The sequence below is a fragment of the Curtobacterium sp. A7_M15 genome (genome assembly GCF_030705415.1).
In the GTDB taxonomy this organism is placed as follows: Bacteria; Actinomycetota; Actinomycetes; order Actinomycetales; family Microbacteriaceae; genus Curtobacterium.
Genome location: NZ_JAUZED010000170.1, coordinates 1 through 4,628, shown reverse-complemented (window position 1 = coordinate 4,628; position 4,628 = coordinate 1). Strand labels below are relative to the sequence as shown.

The 4,628-nt window shown below is 72.8% G+C and carries 3 protein-coding genes; 1 reads left to right on the top strand and 2 read right to left on the bottom strand.

Features of this window, described 5'->3' with window-relative positions:
* Together Q7F20_RS17765 and Q7F20_RS17760 are read right to left on the bottom strand one after the other, a co-directional pair.
* Positions 1 to 1,861: hypothetical protein (locus Q7F20_RS17765; protein WP_305741388.1), on the bottom strand; the 1,861-nt coding region annotated here is incomplete at its 3' end.
* A 163-nt stretch (positions 1,862 to 2,024) separates the two neighbouring features.
* Entirely contained in the window at positions 2,025 to 3,311 is a 1,287-nt protein-coding gene (locus Q7F20_RS17760; RefSeq protein ID WP_305741387.1) for an O-antigen ligase, read from the bottom strand.
* A gap of 164 nt (positions 3,312 to 3,475) precedes the next feature.
* Between Q7F20_RS17760 and Q7F20_RS17755 the strand changes: the two genes are divergently transcribed.
* Positions 3,476 to 4,628, top strand: a 1,153-nt coding sequence (locus Q7F20_RS17755; RefSeq protein WP_305741386.1) for a hypothetical protein, incomplete at its 3' end; no start/stop codon positions are given.

Genomic DNA, 4,628 nt, shown 5'->3' with positions numbered 1-4,628 from the left:
AGTCCTGGTTCCCCACGACGTACTGCGCCATCCGCACCTGGCTGCCCGCGGTGAGCCCGCCGGCCGAGCACGCCCGCTGCGCGGCGGCCGCGCCGTCGTTGCCGACCGCGATCCAGCTCGGCAGCCCGCGGAGCGTCGAGGTCGACGGGACGCTCCCCACGATCTGCCCGAACTGGTAGCCGGTCGAGTAGATGCCGATCGTCGAGACGCCCGCGGCCTTGAGCGCTGCGACCATGCCCTCGATGTCGGCGCGGTTCTGCGTCTGGTAGTCCTTCGCGTCGGTGGATTTGAGCCACGACAGGCCGGTCTCGACGTCGATCCACCAGCGGTACGACTTCGGCGAGGAGACCCCGCGGGAGTACACGTCGTCGTAGGCGCGTGCGTAGCCGTACATGTAGGAGCATGCAGCCGTGTAGGCCTTCGGCGCGCACGTCCCGTACGGGTTGACGACTTTGGTGCCGGCTGGGTAGTAGTTCGACGACGGCCACGTCGCTGCGGCCGCGCCCGGATTTGCCGCCAGGACGTAGAGCTGCGTCTTCGGCTGGTTGGTCCCGCCGACGGTCCCCGCGGCCCAGCTCATCTGCTGCGCGAGGTACGGGTTGGTGTAGGTCGGCAACGCATGATCTGAGTCCTGACCGTTCACGCCCACGATGCCGAACGCCTGGTTCGACGGGTAGTTCGACGAGGATCCGCCCTGCGGCCACGAGACGTCCGCCCCGAAGCCGGAGCCGCTCGACCCGTCGAGGAAGTACCCCGCGACGTCGAGGTGCAGCTGCGCCGAGCCCTTCGACACCTTTGCCTGCACCCGGCGGTCGACGCTCGACCCGGTGACCTTCGCGACGACGAGGTTCGCGACCGAGGTCCCGGCGCCGAACACCTGCGTCGCGACCTGGGGGTCCTGACCCGCGGGCGTCACGCGGAGGTACGCGGCCGTGGTGGGCTTCGTCGTCTCGGCGTTCGCGACGACGGCCGTGGCGGTCCCGGGGACCCCCGCGACGCCGGACAGCCGGATCGTGCCGGCAGTGGCGGACACCGAGCCGGCGAACGCACGCGTGGTGTCGATCGGGACGAACACCGAGCCGGTGGACGAGTTCGAGTAGTACCCGGCGACGTCCATGTAGACCGTGCCGGAGCCCTTCGACAGCTTGACCTGGGCGGCGCCGTCGTCGGAGAGCTTCACGATCGCGAGGTTCGAGAGCGCCTGGCCCGCCGAGTACAGCTGCGTCACGACGGACGGGTCCTGCCCCGCCGTGGTGACGCGGACGTAGCCGGCTGCCGTCGGGTTGCTGACCTGCACGTTCACCGCGACGGCGGTCGCGTCCGCCGGGATGCCGGCGCGACCGGCGAGGGGCACCGGCGTCGGCGTCGTGCCCACGGTGGCGCCGAACACGCGCGCGGCGTCGAGCGGGGTGTAGGTGGCGCCGGAGCCGTCCGCGTAGTAGCCGGCGACGTCGAAGTACCCGCTCGCCGTGCCCTTCGAGAGCTTCGCCTGGATCGAGCCGTTCACGAGCCGCACGGTGACGAGGTTCGCGATCGTCTGCCCGGCGCTGAAGTCCTGCGTCGCGACGGTCGCGTCCTTGCCCGCGGGCGTGACGCGGACGTAGCCCGCGGCGGTGGGCTTCGCGACCTCGACGTTGACGACGACGGCGGTGGCGTTCGACGGGACACCCGCGGTCCCGGCGATCTTCACCACCTTGGGTGACGTCGTGAGGGCTCCGGACCAGACCCGCGTCGTGTCGATCGGCGTGTAGCGACCGGTCGTCGGTGCCGCCTGGGCAGCGGTGACGGGTGCGACCACCGCGACGGCGGTGGCGACGAGCGCCGTGGTCAGGACGAGTGCGAGGCGACGGTGCAGACGCATGCGGTGGTTCCTCCGTACGGGCCGTCCCCCTGACGGCCTCGGAGCAGTCTAGGTGCACGGGACAACACGTCGGGCGAACTCTCGGCGCACTGGTGGTGACCGTCCGAGTACGCGACGTGCGTCGCGGGCCGGGTCGCGCCTCCTGGACCGTCCTGCGCTCCGGTCAGCCGCGCGGCAGGTGCCGACGCCACGACCGGCGCCGCGCGGCGATCACCAGCACGGCGACGAACACCATCAACCCGGCCCCGTGCAGCAGGTAGCTCTCCGCCGCACTCGTGACGCCCAGCAGCACCAGCACCGCCGCCGGCCACACGTAGGCGACCCCGGGGAAGGTCGTCGCCGTCACCCACGCCCGCGCGAACGCGAGCAGCGCCGTGACCGCGAGGATGATCGTCCCGGCGAGCCCGATCTGGAGCCACGCGTCGACGAACGCGTTCAGGCCGGACGTGAACCGCTGCCCGGCCGGGTCGATGAACGTGACGTAGGGCACCACGGCCTCGTGCGGCCAGGTACCGACCCAGCCCCAGCCCTGGATCGGGTACTGCCCCACGAACACGCGGATCTGCGCCCAGAGGTCGAGCCGGGTCGCCGTCCCCCCGGCCGCGCCGATCTCCGCGAGGACCCGGTGCCGGGCGACGATGCCGAGGCCGATCATGAGCAGGACCGCTCCGCCGAGCACGCCGTTCACCACCGGCCGGGTGGTCGGCCGGGCGTGCCGGAGCGACCACAGCGCGAGGGCGGTCACGGCCAGGGCGATCATCGCGAGCCCGGTGATGGGGGACTGCACGAGCATCAGGGCGATGACGGCGAGCGCGGTCGAACCGATCGCGCGCCACATCGTCACCGAGCGGGTGAGGAACTCGACCACGAACGTCACGAGCGCCATCGCGGCGATGAAGCCCATGAAGTTGCGGGTGCCGCCGATGCCCTGGATCGGGCCGCCGTAGGCGATGTTGCCCTGGATGCCGAACGCCGGGATCGGGGTGTCGAGCACGAGGCCGGACAGGACCTCGAGGCCGAGCGCGGCGACCAGGAGGATCCGGAAGGCGTCGCCGGACGCCCGGATCACCTGCACGAGGTCGCGGCCGAGCGCGAGGTAGAGCCCGAGCCCGATGAAGCAGACGGTGCCGACCAGACCGCGGAGCGCCACCCACGAGTACTCGCTCCACAGGACGCTCAACGCGCAGTACCCGACGAACGCCAGGAGCGAGAGGGGGAGCACCCCGTGCCACTCGATCCGGTAGCGCTGCCCGAGCAGGCTCAGCCCGGCGAGGACGAACAGCGTGACGAGCACGGCCCACACCCCGGCACGACCGACGAGCGCGGTCACGGTCGGCTGCGCGAACGCGAAGAGCACGATCACGGTCGCGAGCGCCTGGCTGAACCGCCCGCCGGCGGAGAACCCGATCCACGCCGACAGGTACCGCCGCGCGAGCACGCGTCTGGTCACCCGGCCGTCCGTCACCTCACCATCTTGGCCCATCCGGGCTCGTGGGCAGGTGGACGCCCGGGTGACGCGGTCGCCGGGCGCTCCGACCAGCGGTCGCCGGACACCCACGACAGAAGGGAAGAAGTATCCACGATCCGCGATGTCGGCGGTACGATCACCGCACCATGGCGCGCGGCTGGCGGCTTTTCGGCGTACCGACGGTCGCTGCGGTCGTCGGTGGATCGGCCACGGCCGTGGCCTGGTGGCGGCTCGGCCGGGTGACCCGCGGGACGGTGTGGGCCGAGGACGGCGGGGTGTTCCTCCGCGATCGGCTCGCGCTCGGCCCAGGCGCCGTCCTGGAGCCCTACGCCGGGTACCGTCACCTCGTCCCGCGGATCGTCGTCGACCTCGCCTGGACCCTGCCGGTCGATCGGTACGCGGTCGCGGTCTCGGGCCTCGCCTGCCTGGTCGTCGGGGTCGTCTGTGCGCTCGTGTTCCTGCTGTCGCGGGACGTCGTCCGGCCGTGGCCGCTCCGGGTGCTGCTCGCCGCGGTCCCCGTCGTCCTGCCGCTCGCGCCGGTCGAGATCAGCGGTACCGCGGCGAACCTGCACTGGTACGTGCTCGTCCTGGTGCCGTGGCTGTTCACGTACCGGGCGCGGACCTGGTGGGGTGCGGTGGCGCTCGCCGTGGTCACCGCGCTCGGCGTGCTGACCGAGCCGCAGTCGGCACTGTTCCTCCCGCTCTTGGTGCTCGCCTGGCTCCCGCTGCGGCGGACGACGAGCGGACGGGTGGACCTCCGTCCGCTGCCGGTCACCCTGGCGGCGCTGGTCGGCAGTGCGGTGCAGGTCGCCACGGCGCTCACCGATCCACGAGCGTCCCGGCCGGGCGACCCGGGTGTCGGCACGGTGCTCGCCGGCTACCTCCTGCAGCCGCTCGGGGGAGCGTGGGACCGCCGGGTCGGCGTCGTCGCGGAGACGGTGCACGCGGACGGGTGGGGTGTGCTGGTCGTCCCGGCCGTGCTGCTGGCGGTCGTGCTCGTGGCGGCGGTGGCACGGGGCAGGGGACGTGCCCGGTGGATCGTGGTGGCCCTCGCCGGCGGCTCGGTCGTGGTGTGGTGGGCGGCGCTCGTCGCGAACGGGTCCGCGGTGCCGGACTGGTCGGGGCCCGGCCCTGCCGCGCTGGCGGCGGGGCCGCAGCGCTACGCGGCCGCCTCCGGACTCCTGCTCGTGTCGTCGGTCGTGCTCGGTGCGTCGGTGGTCGTGCAGGGGCCTGGAGGCGCGGGTCGGCCGGGCACGGACCGCTCCGGCCGGGCGACGGGCTGGTCCACGGTCGCGGGGC